This is a genomic window from Pseudobacter ginsenosidimutans (genome assembly GCF_007970185.1).
Classification (GTDB): domain Bacteria; phylum Bacteroidota; class Bacteroidia; order Chitinophagales; family Chitinophagaceae; genus Pseudobacter; species Pseudobacter ginsenosidimutans.
The window spans coordinates 4,147,760-4,164,718 of sequence record NZ_CP042431.1; the positions used below are offsets into that span (position 1 = coordinate 4,147,760).

Sequence of the window (16,959 nt, forward strand, 5' to 3'; positions counted from 1 at the left end):
TAGTTAAAATGTCAGTGCCACTCTGAACGAATAGGAGGTAAGGAGGGGCAGCTGGTAGTTGTTGCCGGTAGTGTAGATGTAATCGGGATCGATCTTCTCTTTGTTAGCGGCCCAGATCATACCGAGATTACGTGCTACGGCAGAAATTGTGAGGCTTCTGGCTCCGGCCTTTTCAAGGATTTTGCCAGGTACTGAATAAGAGAGCATGATCTGCTGCAGTCTGATATTGCTGCGGCTCCTGACGAGGAAATCGCTTTCAGTGTAGCGGCCCAGGTTTTGGAACCAGTTGGTGCCTGCACCAAATTCGAGCCCCGGAACATTGGTGAATGCTTCATCACCGGGTTTACGCCAGCGCTCAGACACATCACCACTACGTCCAATATAGGTAGTGTTGGTATATCCGGTGGAAACGATGGATGGCTTACGGAATACGCCACCGAATGCATAAAGGAACTGGAAGTTTAGCTCAAGCCCTTTATAATTGATGCTGTTGGAGAAGTTACCAAACCAGGGAGATGCAGTACGACCGGAATAAGTCCTGATATTTTCGAAGGGGTACTCATTTACGTTATACACTTTGTCCTTGTTCTTCGGATCTTTGATAAGTGATTGTCCGGTATTGTCCAGGCCTGCCCAGATATAAGAGAACATATAATCGGAAGGGTAACCATTGTACAGGTTCTCGGTGGAGAAGCTGGTGGTAGGTTTGTCGAAACGGGCGTCTTTAACAACGTTGGTATTATAGCTCAGGTTCACAGTGCTGGTCCATTTGAAATCTTTTGTGATTACCGGAACTACATTGATTCCGATGTCGAAGCCTTTGCCATCGAGGTTGGCTGTGTTGAACAGGGTTTGTGTAAATCCATAAGTTCCATTGATAGGCAGTTGCCAGATGATATCGGTAGTCTTCTTCCTGTAGTATTCAACGGTGCCGTATACACGATTTTTGAATAGCGAGAAGTCGATCCCATAGTTGATCATCCTTGTTTTTTCCCAGGCGAGGTTATCTACAGCGGGAGTGGAGATCACTGCATAAGGATAATTGGTGAGATAGTGGGATCCCAGGAGGCTGATGGTGGTTACCGGGGCATAGCCTTGCGGCGCATTGCCGCTGAATCCATAGGTAAAGCGGGCAGAGAGCCTGTCGATCCATTTCACATTCCTGAGGAATTCTTCATTACCGGCATCCCATTTTACACCGGCTGACCATAAGGGGATCGCTCTCTTACGGCGTTCTACACCCAGCAGGTTATAGTCGTCGAAGCGTGCGCTTCCGGAAACAGTATACGTATTATCGAAAGTATAGGAACCATTGGTGTAGTAAGACAGAGCCCTGGTAGTGAATTCTTCAACGGGTCTGGAAGTAGCGCCAATGGTTTGGTTGCTGCCATTGATGTCTCTGAACTGGACTGTTGGGTTCACTGTTCTGAAGGCATTGATGGATTTATCATATCCGTAGCGAAGCTCACCGCTTGATTTAGTGAAGTTCTCACGGATCTCAGATCCCACCAGGAAGTTCAGCTGATGCCTGCCATTCCAGTTCTTGTTAACGTTGAGCTGTCCACGAAGATTGTAACTTCTGCCCAGGTTATTGTTGAGGCTAAGCCTTCCGCCGGGGGGTACGCCATATATCACGCCGCCGCCCGGATTGATACTGGTGGCTTTGTTCACCAGCATTCTTGCTTCATAGCTGTCCGGCTCCCAGTATTCTTCCCGGTCGCTGAAAGTGCGTCCCATATTTCCAGAAACAACGGCATTGAGCCAGGGGGTTATCTTACCGGTAATGGAGGTATTGAAAGTGATATTGTTGCTGTTCGTAATTGCGTTGGAATAATCCAGTTCTTCGATGGGTGAATAAGAGAAGGGCAGGTATCCTTTTTGCTCCAGTGTTCTACTCATAAAAGGCGTAAGCATAACGTCGTAATGGATTGGATTTCCCTGATCGTCCACCAGTCTGTCGTATGGTCTCATACCACCTGCAAAGATGCTCATCGATCTTACGGCTGCTCCGTTCACCTTGTCTCTCGTGTTGCCGAAAGAGATATCGGTACTGATGGCGATGCGATTGTCGAGCAGATTGGTATTGGCGCCGGCCCTCAGGGAGTAGCCCCGGTTCACATTGCTTTTGTAAACACGCTGATCAGTATAGAAATATCCTGAGAGGAAATAGGAGCTGTTGAGGCCGCCACCGGACAATGAAAGATTGTATTGCTGTGTGGTAGGGCGTTGCAGCATATACTTCGCAAGGTCTTTGCTGTTGTCATAGGAGCCGAGTTCAGCCAGTTGCTGGTTCATTTGATCTTCGGTGATCTCTCCGCGTCTTTTGCGCCAGACGATCGCTTGTGCCTGGCTGTTGTTCTCTGGTAAGAAACCGCTTGTAGTGAGAGTGGGATCGTTGAGTCTTCCTTTTTCTATCAGTTCTTTTTCCAGGGCAATATAATCCGGCATACTCATCATTTTGCCATAATTGGTAGTTGGCTTGCTGCTGGTGCCGAGGGTGGTAGAAAAACTGAGTGAAGGACGCTGGTTGCGTGATCCTTTTTTTGTAACGATCACCACCACGCCATTGGCGGCCTGGATACCCCAGATGGAAGCTGCTGCGGCGTCTTTCAGGAAAGTGATCTGTTCGATGTCGTCAGGATTCAGATAGTCGAGTGCGCCATTGGTAATGGACATCTGTGAAGGGAAACCATCGATCACGAGTAGCGGATCGGTACTCACTTTGGTAGTGGTGGTATACTCACTTCTGATGGTAGAGAGGCCGCGGATCTGCATGGTGCCGTTACGGCTTTTGCCAGCAGTGGTTTTGGTGGAAATGTCCACACCCGGCGCCATACCCTGTAATCTTTCCAGGATGCTCACCACGGGAACCTGTGCGAGTTGTTTGCTGGTGACCACGCTGAAGGAGCCGGTAGCCCTTTCGCGGGGAAGCGATTGGTAACCGGTGTTCACGGATACTTCCACTTCACCCAGGTCTTTTATTTCCTGTTGCAATGATATGGTGAGGCTGTTTTTCCCATTGAGTTTTATTTCCCTTGACTGGTAGGAAATATTGCTGATGGTAAGTACGCCATTGTTAGGAACGTTCTGCAGGAGGAAGGCGCCTTGCTGGTCTGTTACCGTCATCAGTTTAGTGTTGCGTACCGCAACGGTGGCTCCCTGCAATGGCTGGCCTGCCGCGTCCTGCACGGTGCCTTTCAATTCAGGGATGATGGTACTGTCTCCCCACAGTACGATCCTTGTTGGTGTATTTTTTTTGGGAGAAAGGAAGATCGTTTTGCTGTCTATCGAAAAGGTCAGTGGCTGTGTACGGAACAGCTCCGTGAGTACTTCGGAGAGCGGGGCATTCTTTACGTTCACCGTAACCGGAACGGAGATCTCGAATAAACGCTCGTTGCCGAATACAACGAATCCTGTCTGCTGGTAGATCTGGTCAAACACTTTCTTGAGGGGAATATCACGTCCCTGAAGTGTAACGGTCTGAGAGGCAGTTTTTGCAGAAACATGCAGCATGATAGCGAACATGAAAAAAGTAGTCATTCTCATAATGCGCAAAATTTTCGGGGGGAGGGGCAATAAGGTCTCCCATCGTTCAATCAGAGCGATTTTTTGCATAGCTTTGTTGCTGTTTTGGTTGATATTAATTTTGTTACTACGGAATTGAAGATTAGCCAAACTATTTCCGGAAGCGCTCCTACCTGCTTCCGGTTTTTTATGCTAACCTTACAGAGTTTGATCTATAAGCTGAAGTTTTATCGTTATACTTTTTAGTTTTTTATTGTCCATTTTTTCAGGGCATCACCACCAGTTGCTTTTCCTGTTCGATACTCATATGCACACCTGATCCGTCAAATCCCTTTATGAGTCCTGCGAGGCTGATATCCCTGCTTATCTTACCATAGAATTTCACATCGGGCACTTTGCCCTTGTATACGATCTCCACATCATACCATCTTGCTATCTGTTTCATCACCTGTTTCAGCTCCATCCCTTCGAAATTGAAGAGCCCGTTCTTCCAGGCAATCACTTTGGCGATATCCGGTTCCAGGACAATGCCATTTTTCTCTGTCAGTTGTAATTGCTGACCGGGCGTAAGTATCCTGGAAAATTGTTCTCCAGAAACCCCGATATGTCTGCCGGTTATTTTTACTGATCCTTCGATGAGGGTGGTACTGATGGATTCTTCATTTTCATAAGCGTTGATGTTGAAGCCGGTTCCCAGTACTTCAACTTCGGCTTTATCGTTCACCCTTACACGAAAAGGCATCCTGGAATTCTTTACTACATCGAAATAAGCTTCTCCTGTAATTTCCACCTGGCGCTGGTTACCGGTGAATGCTACCGGGTAGCGGATGGAGCTTGCCGAATTGATCCAAACTTTGGTGCCGTCCGGCAGCTGCAGATGAAATACTCTTCCATTAGGAACGGAGATGGTATTGTATACCATTTCACCTGCCGGCTCATTGCCCTGTGCGTAGTGTAGTTCTCCATTGCGGAGTACGACGTTCATGCCGCTTTGCGTGGCCACCAGTCCGTTTTGCAGACTGTCCAGCACTACCTGTTTGCCATCGGCAAGAATGAGTATGGCTCCTTTCTTCCCCGGCTCCACATCGATGCTTTGTTTCGGTTTGGTTACCAGTTCTGGCGTTGCAGGCTTGCCGGCAAACCAGAGATAACCCGATGCAGCCAACAATATGACCACTGCAGCGGCGGCTGTCCATTTTATTATTCCAATTCTTCTTATTGCCGGAATCGGTTGTTCCGGTTCCTCCGGCTTATGCTTTTCCAAGAAACGGCCCAGAGCTTCTTCTTCGTTGAACCCACACAGTGATGCTGCGCCCTCCAGTACGTTCTGTACCGTTAATTCATCCAGCAGCAATTGATTGTGTGGGTGGCTGTTCAGCCAGTTGTCCAGCTCTTCTTTTTCTTCATTCGTCAATTCAGACCGGATTTGCTTCTCTATCAGCATGGCAATCCTTAAGGAATCAGGTATTGATGCATTCATGTGAAATGCGCTTTTTATTAATACGCAGCAGATGCTGTACCGTACCAAAAAGTTTAAAAAAAAATATCAGAAACGGGCGATAAGGAGGAATAAGGCGAAGGATTCAGGTGGTATGCGGAGTCTCAGTAATTGAATGCCCCTGGTTTTCTGGTTCTTGACAGTCTGAATGGAAAGACCGAGGTCTTCGGCAATTTCTTCATTCGATTTTCCGTCGATATATCCCATGCGGACGATCTTTCCGCATTGTTCCGGCAGTGTTTCGATGGCCCTGTAAATACTCCTGTATACTTCTGTCCGGATCATATCCAGATCGGATGCTGATTCCCAGTTATGTTGCAATTGCTGGAACTGTGCCTGCCGTTCAAGGCTGTGCTCCCTCCTGCGAAGATGATCTATACAGGCATTGCGGGTTGTTTTGTACAGGAAGTTTTTCAGGTGGGCAAGATCGTCGAATGGTTGTTGCTTCAACCATATTTTAAGGAATACTTCTTCAACGATATCCTCTGCATGGTCCCGGGCACCTGTCAGCTTTTCGGCAAAAGAGCATAAGGCTGCGTAATACTCCCTGAATACAAAAGAGAATGCCTCCTTTTCGCCATGGTAAAGCCTTTGCAGGAATTCGTCTTGATCATATGATGAGGGTATAACCAACCGGGGCAGAATATATTGTTAGCGCAATACTACCAAAAATTCCAACGATAGTTTGAATTTTATAAATATCCAATTGAATTTGATAAGCATTGGTTCATACACTTATACGAGCTTTGCAACATGAATCCGTCTACATCTCTCGGGCCCGGAGAATGGGCCAGAACTATTAAACCGCAAAATCTTGGTATCGCTAATTTTCTTGCATTTGCCTTATTACCACTTTCAGGATTTGCCACAGATATTTACCTGCCTTCATTGCCCGGAATGGCTGCAGACCTGCAGGTGAGTGCAGTGCAGGTGCAGTTCACTATTACACTTTTCCTGATCAGCTATGGCATAAGCCAGTTGTTCATCGGCAGCTTTCTCGATAGCTATGGCCGTTACAGCAGCGGACTGGTGTCTTTACTGGTATTCACACTTTCCAGTATCCTGATTGCCATCACCAACAGCATCTGGATGATCTATGCCATGCGTGTGGTGCAGGGTATCACAGTGGGTATTGTAGTGGCAGGCAAGCGTGCCTTTTTTGTTGATCTGTATACCGGAAGCAAGCTGAAGCATTATCTCGGCATGTTTTCAATCATTTGGTCAACAGGCCCGATCATTGCGCCTTTTGTGGGAGGTTATTTACAAACACTGTATGGGTGGCGCGCCAATTTCTGGTTCCTCGCCGTACTGGGCGCTGCACTGGGTATTGCTGAATTTTTCTTCAGCGGGGAAACATTGCCGAAAAGGAATTCTTTCCAGCTCAAAAAAGTATTGGGTGTTTACAGGGAGATCCTTTCGCATCTTCCCTTTGTACTGGGTGTAACATTACTCGGCCTTTCTTATGCAATGGTGATGGTCTGTAATATGACCGCGCCTTTTATCATCGAACATCATCTTCAGTTCGATGCTGTGACCACGGGTTACTGTTCACTCATTCTTGGCTTTGCCTGGATGGTGGGCGGCTTTATCAGTAAGGCTGTTGTGCATCATGGATTTTTCCGTAAGCTCTTCATCAATATCGGTCTGCAGGCTTTACTGATCATTGCTATGATGGTGGCGTTCCGTTATGTGGACAATATCTATGTACTGATTGCTTTTGCTTTCGGAGTACATGTAGGTGCGGGCTTCACTTTCAATAATTACATGACTTTCAGCATGACCCGCTTTCCACAGAACGCAGGCGTAGCCAGTGGTCTCACCGGCGGCTTCACCTTCTTGCTGGTGTCTGCATTCAGCTATGGCATCATCAGCGTATTGCCTGCGCAGGATGGTAATCACCTGGCTATTAGCTATGGAATACTGAGTATACTGGTGATTTTGGTGGTGGCGCTGGCACGAAGACGAACTCCTGTTGTGCATTGATGGCATTCAAAAGGATGTTAAATCAGGAAGTAATTTGGATCGATAAGAATTATACTCTACTTTTGCGGTGGACTAAATAAAATGATAGTGAATATCAACCTGTACAATAACAATGGCAAGCGCAGCACATCCCTGTGGATGATGCCTTGTTGCATGTATACGCAAGTTATTGTACCCGGTAATGTGTAAGCGATATTTAAAGTTCAGCATACGATCCCCGGTTCAATCAGATCCGGGGATTTTTTCTTTTCACCAGAATTGTAAACGATGATCGAGATAAAGCAGTTGTCAAAGACCTTCAGGCAGAAACATGCCGCCTTCAGGGCGCTCGATAATATCAACCTGAGTATCGATGAAGGGGATATCGTTGGCATCATTGGCAGCTCAGGCGCAGGCAAGAGCACTTTGATCCGCTGCGTGAACCTGCTGGAGAAGCCGGATGAAGGACAGGTAATTTTCCGGGGGACCGATCTCACCAAACTCAACAGCAGGGCCCTGGCATCCCACCGGAAAAAGATCGGCATGATCTTCCAGCATTTCAATCTGCTTTCTTCCCGTACAGTTTTCGATAATGTGGCCCTTCCGCTGGAACTGGATCATGTGAGCGCTGCCGAAATAGAAAAAAAAGTAACGGAACTTTTGAAGATAGTGGGCCTGGAAGATAAGGCAGCAGCCTATCCCAACAGTCTTTCAGGAGGCCAGAAACAAAGAGTGGCCATTGCCCGTGCACTCGCCAATGATCCCTGGTTGCTGCTTTGCGACGAAGCCACCAGCGCACTCGATCCCGCTACCACACAATCCATCCTTCAACTTTTACGCGATATCAATCAAAGACTGAAGATCACTATCCTGCTCATCACGCATGAGATGGATGTGGTGAAAGCCATTTGTAATCATGTTGCTGTGATAGATCATGGCAAACTGGTTGCGAAAGGAACCCTTCAGCAATTACTTAATGAAAATACGAATCCGATTATCCAACAATTTATCAATACAAAAGTCATGACAGTGCCGCAGGAATTACACCAGCAATTGAGACAGGAATACGCAGAGGGTTTATCCCCATTGATAGAGCTGGAGCTCGCAGGGAATATCTCTTTCGATGAATTGATAGATACCGTTTACAATCAGTTCAAGATCCCTTACAAACTGATCAAAGCCGATATTGAATATTTAGGTAAAGCCAGTTTTGGGAAATTATTGCTGCACCTCAAGGGAACCGTGGCGGACAATGAAAAAGCAGTGCAGTATTTCAATAAACGAAAAATCAAAAATGCAATAAAAGGATATGCATGATTCCACTGTTCCATTATTGTTGAAAGGATTGTGGGAGACGGTCTTCATGACCTTCACTTCCGGTTTCTTTGGTTTTTTGCTGGGGCTGCCTGCGGGCATTGTGCTCTTTCTCACCAGGAAGGGGCAGTTGCTGGAACATACAGGATGGCACGGGATATTGTCAGCATTGATCAATGTGTTCCGCTCCATTCCCTTCATCATCCTCATCGTTTGGATGATCCCTTTCACGCGCATGATTGTTGGGACGTCCATTGGCGTTAGTGCCGCGTTGGTGCCCCTGAGTATCGGAGCAGCGCCCTTTATTGCGAGGCTGGTGGAGAACAGTCTCCTGGAAGTACCGCATGGGCTGATCGAAACCGCCAGGGCTATGGGAGCAAGTCCGTTGCAGATCGTAACCAAAGTGTTGTTGCCTGAAGCGTTGCCTTCCCTGATCAACAATGCCACCATCACGCTGATCACCCTGGTGGGATATTCTGCCATGGGGGGCGCAGTAGGCGCGGGCGGACTGGGACAGATCGGTTACCAGTATGGATATATCGGATACGATGCATTTATAATGAACACTGTACTGTTGTTGCTGGTAGCATTGGTTTTTGCTATCCAGTTTGCGGGCGACAGGCTTTCTAAAAAATTCAATCACAGATAAACATGAACACATTTTATTCGGTTATTGTTATAGCTGCATCCGGGCTGCTCTCGGCCTGTGGTGGCGCAGCTTCCAAAAATGATCCTCATCATATCAAAGTAGGGATCACTTCCGGCCCTGAGCGCGAGATTGCTGAGGCAGCCAAAAAGGAAGCAAAGGAAAAATACAATCTCGATGTGGAGCTGGTAACCTTCAATGACTATGTGGTTCCCAATGAAGCGCTGAACCAGGGCGATATAGATGTGAACGCTTTCCAGCACGTTCCTTACCTGGAAGCACAGTCGAAGCAAAGAGGGTATAAGCTGGCAGTGGCAGGCAATACCTTTGTATACCCGATTGTAGCGTATTCCAAAAAAATAAAGAGCGCGGCTGAATTGCAGGAAGGAAATACCATCGCCATTCCGAATGACCCCACCAATGGCGGGCGTGCATTATTACTATTGCAGAAAAATGGAATACTGAAATTGCGCGAAGGTGTTGGCCTGCTTCCGAAAGTGATCGATATAACGGAGAACCCGAAGCAGCTGAAGATAGTGGAGATCGAAGCGCCGCAATTACCCCGCGTTCTGGACGACAGCCAGGTGACCATTGCCATCATCAACAACAATTTTGCTGCACAGGCGGGACTGGATGCTGCCACGCTCGGCATTCTCCAGGAGGAGGGTACATCACCTTACGTGAACGTGATCGCCTCGAGAGAAGATAATAAAGACCAGGAGAAAGTAAAGAATTTCGTGAAAGCCTACCAGTCTGATGCTGTGGTGAAAGCTGCTGAGAAAGTCTTCAGGGGTGGGGCGATAAAGGGCTGGTAAACAGGGGGAACAAATTAAGGAAGATCGATTTAGAAAGAACAAAGCTTTTGATAAACTGAATATATGGCAACCCCCAAAACAAGCGAATAGACCAATGTCATTTCCAGTTTATCAGGACCATTCTGAATAAATTTGAGTTTGGAAAGCCAATTGAATCTAAAATGTAAGTAAAGTAATCGCATTCCGGTAACTACAATTGTAACAAGAAGAAAAAAGGTAGTAAAATATTGGATTATTGTTCTTATCATAATTGCATTTAACTCCCGTAGCATTTATAATTGCTGAAAGCACCATACAACAGGTTTGAATGATCCTGCTGTATGGTGTTCTCGGCTTTTTTATTCTGTTTTATTGTGGTTGACCGGATAATAATGGTGATGAGTATACAAATTAATTTGTATCAAGGTCGGATTGAAAGTAGTTTACGATCATAGCTGTTCCGGAATAGGATGGATCGCCATTATTGTTTATTACAGTTCCGATTACTTCATAGGCTTCTGAAGTGTTCAATCCATAGTTTGTATTTAAAAAACTAAGGAGCTTAAAATGATGTATTTCGTCAAAAGTTTCAATTCCTATAAAGAATTCAATAGGGATAGCATTGATGTCCAATTGAGTCCCGGGCACAGGTGGGGGCAATTCTTCAGTCCTGTCTATTGGATCAACATCCCACCAGTGTAAACATGCACCAACTTCATATACCATAATACCTACACCTATTACGGTTGCCACGCGCTTACCCATTAATTTTAATGCATCTATTACCGTGCCTGCATTGTAAGAACCGGTAGCAATAGATTTCCATATATTTCTGGCTTGTGTAACACCAATGAAAGTTGAGACCGCCGTCATAAAGCAAGTCAAGTCGGTGGATGTAGGATTACTGACATACTTGCTATTTAATTCTTCAATCAGGCCAAAAATTATAATTCTGTAATCATCGTTATCAAATTCTTGCTGTAAATCTATATTATAAGTTGTTATATAGTAATTAGCAATGTTATTTGACATTTCCTGTAAAGCAGATTCGCTACCCGAAACATCATGAGTATTAATGGCATCTGCGAGATCTGTACCAGTTGAATGATCATCGTCTATAACACTTATCAGGCTAAAGGGTTCTTCGCCATCGCCTGGCTCAAGCGATGCCTTAGCATCGGACTGTACTTTTTTTGTAGTGCCGGGAGATTCATTGGATTTTGAGCAGGCAAAAACCAATAATACAAGCAAGTAAAACAGCTTCTTCATATTAGATAGATTTGGTTGAATTGATCTTAGCGAGTGGGCTGTACTCTTGTGTTCATTTGAAGATAAAACGAATGTTCAACTATTGCTAACAGTTATTGATTTATTATTCGAAATACCCAAAGGCCTTAGTTCCTTAAAAGCTCATGGACAATCACTCATAGTGTGAAACATAAACATATGAAATAGCTATCACTGATATTTTGAGGCATACAGAGCGCGTATGGTATCCGCAACAAAGTGGAGTCTGATTGTAACAGGATTATGCCTTCTCTATTCACATTTCTTTAAATAAACGATAGGTTTTCTTTAGTAAACTTCATTCCCGTTTTCAGTCAAAGATGTAAATGTGCTCATTCAATAACTGAAAAAACTGAAGCATATGAAAACGTTTATCTCCTTTATAACATTTATACTCATAGTAGCAGTTGGTATCGCAAGTTTTATTCTTTTTCGTCAAAGTGATTACGTACTGTCAGCCTTGCTGACCGTAGCAGGATTCCTGTCGCTCAATGGCTGGGTTTACTTCCTGCATTCAGAAAAGAAAGCTGCCCTGCAATAGGTACTCTATAAAAATGGTGATATGTGTAGAATGGATGATCCCGGTACGCCGGGATTTTTTTATTCTGTTTTCAAACTTTTTACCGGGTTGGCCAGGGCTACCCGTATTGTTTGTGCAATGATCAGCAGGGCAGTTATCACCAGCAGGCTGCCGATGCAGATCAGGAATGGAAGGACTGTGATATCTATCCTGTATGCATAACCGTTCAGCCATTTTTGCATCATCATGAAAGCGAGCGGACAGGCTACCATGCAGGCGACCAGCATCACTCCGAGGAATTCTTTCAGGAACAGGCGGATGATGCTGCTTACCGGAGAGCCCAGCACTTTACGCACTCCGATCTCCCGCGTCCTTTTCTGAACACTGAGCGAAACCAGCCCCGTTACACCCAGCAATACAATGATCACGGACAGTACTGTGGCAGCCATGGAGGCTTTCTGTAATCGCAGCTCTGACTTGTAGAGTAACTTGAGTCTATCGTCCATGAACTGGTATTCGAATGCTGACCCCGGCATCAGTGCAGCCCATTCTTTTTCCACTGCTTCAATAGAAGTTGCCATACTTCCGGGTTTGATCTTGAAAGAAAAGTAACGGTATACCCTGATCAGTTTCACCTGAAGAAAAGCAGCCGGTTGAATGGCCTGTTGCATGGAACCGAAATGGAAATCCTTTGTAACGCCGGCAATAGTGAACACGGATTGCCACCCTGAAAATCTTACCTGCCTGCCGATAGCATCTGCAGCCTGAGCATAGCCCAGCGCTTTTGCCTGGGATTCATTCACCACCACTTTCTGCGGATCGGTTGCAAAACCATCGGCAGTATAGAATACGCCGGCTGCCATGGGAATATTATACGTTTGTGCATAACGTTCGTCTGTGAACAGGGTTTGAGCGGTGCTGAATGATGTAGAGTCTGCACCGGCATTGTACATATCGATGGTGCCGGAGTTTTTTCCATCAGGTACTTCGTAGGAGAGCGAGATGTTTTGTACCTGCGGCATCGATTCAAATCGTTTACGGATATTTTCCATTCTTTCCACGCCTTCAGCACTCCAGTTCCTGGGCACCTGCGCAGCAATCACGAATTCCTTATCGAACCCGAGACTGCGGCCAAAGAACAGGTTCATCTGCTGATTGATGATATAAGCCGCAATCAAAACTACGGCAGCTGTTACGAACTGGAAACCCAGAAAGGATTTGCGCAGCAGGATATTTTCTTTGATACTGGCCAGCCTGCCTTTCACAGCGTCTGCAGATTTGAGAGATGACAAAATGAAGGCAGGGTAGATGCCGGCCATTATGCCGATTACCAGCGTCAACAGTAATGGATATACGATAAAGTATACCGGAAAACTGCCCAGTCCTGGCAATTCGGTTCCCAGCATCGCATTGAAGAAAGGCGTGCTTATCACATACAGGAAGAAGGCCAGTAACATGGCAAAGAAAACCAGCAGGATGGATTCCACCAGGAATTGCCCGATCAGTTGTTGTTTCAGTCCTCCCATCACCTTTCTGATACCGATCTCGCGTATACGTGATGAGGAGCGGCTTACAGCCATATTGATAAAGTTGATGATGGCCATCAGCAAAATGAAGATGGCGGTGGCCGATAATGCATAGAGCATCTTCCTGATCAGTCCGTCATTGGCAGACAGATAGTATTCTTTGAGTGATACCACATACGGTTGCAGGTTCTCTGCCGCAAAAGCCGGTGCATGTGCCCTGACCAGTTGCAGCATGGCCCTGTCTACTTCTGCTGCCTGAACGCCGGGTTGCAATTCCCAATAACCTACGAGATAAAATTTGTCCCATCCTTCCACCTGCCTGTTGAGATAGCCGGCGGCGGCAAAGGGCAGGAAGATTCCATTGGCATTGTCTTCATTCACGGTGATCACGGAATTGGCAGGTTGATCATCCATTACAGCCGTGATCATGAAATCATGTTTTGAACCGGAGAAGTTCTCGATGCTGATCGTTTCTCCCACCACATCGGTTCTGCCGAAATATTTTTTGGCTTTTTCTGCCGTGATCACAGCCGAGAAAGGATCGGTGAGTGCGGTAGTGGCATCCCCATGCAGGAGTTTGAATCCGTAGGTGGAGAGAAAGCTGTTGTCGCCCACCTGCAAACCTTCGCGGAAAACCTTACCTCTTTTGGATACATTGGTGGTAACGCCATCCCAGTGATAATAATTGGCTACGAGATGAGGGTATTCGCGCTTAAGCGCCTCCGGTAGTTTTTCGATGGTGGTCAGTTCCTGGCCCATGCCGGGATTCTTCCATTTGCTCTGGATGATATATTGCCTGTCGGCATTTTTCAGGTGTGCGTTCACCTGCAACTGGCTCCATACGAATGCGGCTACCAGCAGTGTGAAGGCAATGCCTGCTGAAAGGCCCAGCACATTGATGGTGGAATAAAAACGATTCTTGATAATATTACGCCAGGCGATGATGAAATAGTTTCTCAGCATGGTGAACTGTTGTTTAGAGCGGATTTAGTGGGAGCAAACCCAGTGCCATGCTCTTTATCTATTGAAAATAAGGAAGATAGAAAGATGTGATGCCATGCTTGTGTTCGCTTTCGGTACAATGTATTGTTTTGATTCCGGAACAAGTTTGCGCTATATTTCGCTAATACCTGCTTCAAATTAAGCATCTTTGAGCCATATTTTTGCGCCAAAATTATTCGCAGGTATGCTTTATGTGAAGCCTGGTCATCTGCCTCTGACCCTGTCCGGTTTGTTCACTATGCGGTATCGCCAACTGAACAGCGCCCTGTTGGTGCTGCTGTTGCTGTTGCCATCCTGCCTGCTGGCCCAGGGACTTCTCTTCAATTCCAACGACAGCCTGCTGCTCAAGCGCACCGCATACCAGGTGTTCAGCAAGCCTCCTCAATTCAACAATAATTTCAGCATCAGTTTCGATCTGAGTATCTGGGACAAGAAACATCTCGGCTATGTACTCACCGTGAAGGATGATGCCGGCCGGCTCTACACACTGAGCTATTTGTATCCGGGGAAAGATACCGCCTACCTGCACCTGAATATCGGCAATGAAAGCAATAAGATCAGGATAAGGCTTACTCCCTCACAATTGCAGGAAAGGCAGTGGATGACCATCAGGCTTGACTTCCTCCTCCAGTCAGACAGCATGCATATGTGGGTGAACAACCAGTTGTACAGGGCAGGAGGATTCGGTTTCGGCAAAACCATGAGGCCTGGTATCTTCTTCGGAAAATTTGAATACCTCAACGATGTGCCAGCCATGGCTATCAGGGGGCTCAGGATATCCGGTGATGACCAGGATTTTCGCTTCCCGCTCAATGAATGGAGCGGAGAGGAAGTTCATAGCACCGGAGGGAAAGTGACGGGGCATGTGGATTTCCCCAACTGGCTCATCAATGAAAGCTTTTTCTGGAAAGAGCGCGTGGCGCGCAGGTTTGAAGATGTTACCGGTGTTTGTTATGTGCCCGATTCTTCCAGGTTGTACATGCTCAGCCGGCATTCAATGCAGGTATACGATATTACAAAGGACCAGTTGAAAGAAGTGAAGTACCTCAATGAGCTGCCTGTTAGAATGATCCTGGCCAAAACGATCTACCTCCCTTCAGAGAACAGTATCTATTTATATGAAGCGAATGATGTTCAAAAAGATGATCCCACCATTGCTGCTCTCGATCTCTCCACACTTGAATGGAAAGTGATAGGAACTGCATTCGTGCCGGAGCAAAGGCATCATCACAATATTTTGTTCGATAGTGTTGGTAAACAGTTCTACCTGTTCGGCGGCTATGGTTCTTTTTCCTGGTTCAATACTTTCTTCCGGTACCACAGGTCAGTTGATCAATGGGAACGTACCATCTTCAAAGGTGATTCCATCACGCCCCGTTTCTTTTCCGCTTCCGGCAATGCCGGGAAACCTGATGAGGTCTTCATCTTCGGGGGATTCGGGAATGCATCCGGGCAGCAGGTGGTGGGAGGAAAACATACTTACGATCTCTACAGGGTCAATCTTACAAACAAGACCATCAGGAAACTCTGGGAGAGAAAAATCTCAGATTCCAATTTCGTGCCTGCCAATAACCTGATCCTTTCTCCGGACAGGCAATACTTCTATGTGATCTGCTACCCGCACCATATTTCCCGGACGGCCCTTCAATTATATCGGTTTTCCATAGCCGATGGTTCTTATGAGATCGTCAGTTCCAGGGTGCCATTGATCTCCGAGAAAATAGAATCCGATATCAATCTTTACCTCAACAACAATACGGGAGAGCTGTTCTGTGTGGTCCAGGAATTTGCCGATGCGCAACGTTCGAATGTAAAGGTTTTGTCTCTGGCCTATCCTCCGGTAGTACCGGCAAATGAGGGAAATGGATCAGGCAGGGGCCTGATATGGGCGGCTGTAGCCGGTTTGGCGGCGCTGTCCGGAATTCTCTTTTTACTGTTCCGCAAAAAACGAAAAAGCAACAAGGCGTTTGAAGGAGAGGGGAACGTTCCTGCACAGCAACCAGGCCCGGAGGTTCAGAAAGCAGGGGGGAACAGTTGTCAACCGGCGGCATTCAGAAAAACGCCATTTATATTTTAGGTCCACTCACTGTTTATGATAAAAAGGGAACGGATATCACTCACCTGTTCAGTCCAAAGATCCGCCAGCTCTTTGTGCTCATCCTGCTGAAAACAAGGAAAGGAGGCATCACATCACGGGAGATCTCCACGGCCCTGTGGCCGGAAAAGGAAGTGGTCAAAACAAAGAATATACGCGGAGTGAATATCAATCATCTCAGGAATGCGCTGGCGGACCTGGAAGGTATCAGGCTGATATTCCTGAACGACAGCTATGTTTTTGAAATGGATGAGCGTTTGTTCTGTGATTATCTGGAGCTGCTCAAAGAAATCAAATCGGATTCAGGCAATGATATTACCGGGCTCTTTACCCGGGGCAACCTGCTCACAGACCTGGACGATCCCACCCTCGATGCCTTTCGGCAGGGCTACGAGGATGAGGTGCTGCCCTTCATTTTCATAAAGATGAAGGATGCCTACCTGCAACAGGACCACAAAACAGTTCTCAGGTTAGCTGAAACGGTTTTGGAAATGGACCCCTTCAATGAACCGGCCATTCAATACCAACTGGCGGCTTTGAAAAGGTGGAAGGGAGGAGAAAGCGCCCGGAAAAAATACGAGGCCTTCGCTTCGAATTATGAAAAATCATTAGGCGTTGCATACGCCATCCCATTTGAAAAGATGCCATTACCGGAAACCGATCTGTCTTCCCAATGATTAAAAATCCGGGCGGTTAGCGAAATAGTACCTGTATTAATCCCTTTTTTAACCCCTTTATTAATCGTCTCTTCAAAATATTCGCAGTGTAATTGCGGCTCTTTAACCCCAGT

The 16,959-nt window shown here is 46.4% G+C and carries 12 protein-coding genes; 7 read left to right on the top strand and 5 right to left on the bottom strand.

Going from position 1 to position 16,959, the window contains the following annotated elements:
* Positions 1–3: 3 nt before the first annotated feature.
* The 3 genes from FSB84_RS16565 to FSB84_RS16575 form a co-directional block, all read right to left on the bottom strand.
* The gene (locus FSB84_RS16565) at positions 4–3,546 is read right to left on the bottom strand and encodes a SusC/RagA family TonB-linked outer membrane protein (protein WP_158643956.1); all 3,543 of its coding nucleotides are present in this window, start codon (positions 3,544–3,546) and stop codon (positions 4–6) included.
* Positions 3,547–3,790: 244 nt separating this feature from the next.
* Positions 3,791–5,005, bottom strand: a complete 1,215-nt coding sequence (locus FSB84_RS16570; protein ID WP_130539045.1) for a FecR family protein — start codon at positions 5,003–5,005, stop codon at positions 3,791–3,793.
* 66 nt (positions 5,006–5,071) lie between these two features.
* Positions 5,072–5,656, bottom strand: a complete 585-nt coding sequence (locus FSB84_RS16575) for an RNA polymerase sigma factor (RefSeq protein ID WP_158643957.1) — start codon at positions 5,654–5,656, stop codon at positions 5,072–5,074.
* 120 nt (positions 5,657–5,776) lie between these two features.
* Here FSB84_RS16575 and FSB84_RS16580 point away from each other — a divergent pair, with 120 nt between their 5' ends.
* From FSB84_RS16580 to metQ, 4 genes are all read left to right on the top strand, one after another.
* Complete coding sequence (locus FSB84_RS16580) at positions 5,777–7,006, top strand: MFS transporter (protein WP_130539047.1); 1,230 nt, start codon at positions 5,777–5,779, stop codon at positions 7,004–7,006.
* Between the two features lie 267 nt (positions 7,007–7,273).
* Positions 7,274–8,302 carry a methionine ABC transporter ATP-binding protein gene (locus FSB84_RS16585; protein ID WP_130539048.1) on the top strand — a complete coding sequence of 343 codons (1,029 nt, stop codon included), beginning with the start codon at positions 7,274–7,276 and terminating at the stop codon, positions 8,300–8,302.
* On the top strand, positions 8,295–8,948 hold the full coding sequence (gene metI, locus FSB84_RS16590) for a methionine ABC transporter permease MetI (protein ID WP_130539049.1): 654 nt from the start codon (positions 8,295–8,297) through the stop codon (positions 8,946–8,948). The genes FSB84_RS16585 and metI overlap by 8 nt, the downstream gene beginning before the upstream one ends.
* A 2-nt stretch (positions 8,949–8,950) precedes the next feature.
* Positions 8,951–9,760 carry a methionine ABC transporter substrate-binding lipoprotein MetQ gene (gene metQ, locus FSB84_RS16595; protein ID WP_130539050.1) on the top strand — a complete coding sequence of 270 codons (810 nt, stop codon included), beginning with the start codon at positions 8,951–8,953 and terminating at the stop codon, positions 9,758–9,760.
* Positions 9,761–10,150: 390 nt separating this feature from the next.
* Here metQ and FSB84_RS16600 read toward each other — a convergent pair whose 3' ends face one another.
* Positions 10,151–11,008, bottom strand: coding sequence for a hypothetical protein (locus tag FSB84_RS16600; RefSeq protein ID WP_130539051.1), 858 nt, complete (start codon positions 11,006–11,008; stop codon positions 10,151–10,153).
* A 379-nt stretch (positions 11,009–11,387) separates the two neighbouring features.
* Between FSB84_RS16600 and FSB84_RS16605 the strand changes: the two genes are divergently transcribed.
* On the top strand, positions 11,388–11,567 hold the full coding sequence (locus tag FSB84_RS16605) for a hypothetical protein (RefSeq protein ID WP_130539052.1): 180 nt from the start codon (positions 11,388–11,390) through the stop codon (positions 11,565–11,567).
* 59 nt (positions 11,568–11,626) lie between these two features.
* Here the strand turns inward: FSB84_RS16605 and FSB84_RS16610 are convergent, their stop codons facing one another.
* Positions 11,627–14,035: an ABC transporter permease gene (locus FSB84_RS16610; RefSeq protein ID WP_130539053.1), complete on the bottom strand. Its 2,409-nt coding sequence runs from the start codon at positions 14,033–14,035 to the stop codon at positions 11,627–11,629.
* A gap of 187 nt (positions 14,036–14,222) precedes the next feature.
* On the opposite strand from FSB84_RS16610, the gene FSB84_RS16615 reads away from it, so the two are divergent.
* Both FSB84_RS16615 and FSB84_RS16620 read left to right on the top strand, forming a co-directional pair.
* Positions 14,223–16,151: a Kelch repeat-containing protein gene (locus tag FSB84_RS16615; RefSeq protein WP_147122229.1), complete on the top strand. Its 1,929-nt coding sequence runs from the start codon at positions 14,223–14,225 to the stop codon at positions 16,149–16,151.
* Positions 16,109–16,846 carry a hypothetical protein gene (locus FSB84_RS16620; protein WP_147122231.1) on the top strand — a complete coding sequence of 246 codons (738 nt, stop codon included), beginning with the start codon at positions 16,109–16,111 and terminating at the stop codon, positions 16,844–16,846. The genes FSB84_RS16615 and FSB84_RS16620 overlap by 43 nt, the downstream gene beginning before the upstream one ends.
* The last annotated feature ends 113 nt before the right edge of the window (positions 16,847–16,959 follow it).